At 42.6% G+C, this 711-nt stretch carries 1 protein-coding gene; it reads right to left on the bottom strand.

Features of this window, described 5'->3' with window-relative positions:
• A partial coding sequence (locus tag GMD6S_RS09820; protein ID WP_001160825.1) for a pseudouridine synthase occupies positions 1 to 684 on the bottom strand: 684 nt, incomplete at its 3' end.
• Between the last annotated feature and the right edge of the window lie 27 nt (positions 685 to 711).

Here is a 711-nt window from a genome sequence, read left to right as displayed (position 1 = left end):
ATGCGTTCGACCGGTCTTTAGTTTGCAACGGACAAGGGTAGTCTGATTTGGAAATTGCTTTAGTCGGCTTACCTGGGTTTCGGCATGTTGCCCCTTTTTGGGATCTACCACTCGTTTTCTGCGATCGTGTCGATCACGACCAATTTTATCTCGGAAGATAAGTTCTTTGTTCCCCACTTGCCCCTTTACGAGTGCCCAGTACTCGCGAGCAATTTCCTTCTTCTCCAACAAACGATTGAGAATGGGTAGGATAAAAGGATTTTTAGCAAAAAGCACTAAACCGCTTGTTTCCATATCCAGGCGATGAACGACATAGCAGGTTTGACCAATGTAGGCAGAGACATGGTTGAGAAGGGCAATTTCATCAGGTTGATTTCCATGAGTTTTCATTCCCTCTGGCTTGTTAACGATAATGAGATGTTGGTCTTGATAAACCTCTTGAACGAGGTCTGGATTTCCCCAAAGGATTTCTTTTTTGGGATAATCTTCCTCGTCAAAAGTCAACTGGCAAACGTCTCCTGGTTTGACCATCTCGTTCCAGTGAACTTCTTTGTGGTTAATTAAGATGTTCTTTTTTGTTCTCAAGAAATGGCGGATCTTTCTAGGGATGAGGAGTTGTTCCTCTAGGAATTGTTTGACCGTCATTTGAGGCAAGGATTCGGGTAATGTAAATGTGAATTGCATACAGATATTGTAACAAAAAAAGCCCTA

It is taken from the genome of Streptococcus sp. GMD6S (genome assembly GCF_000297015.1).
The sequence above is the reverse complement of the archived record's forward strand: the minus strand, read 5'-3'. Positions and strand labels throughout refer to the sequence as shown.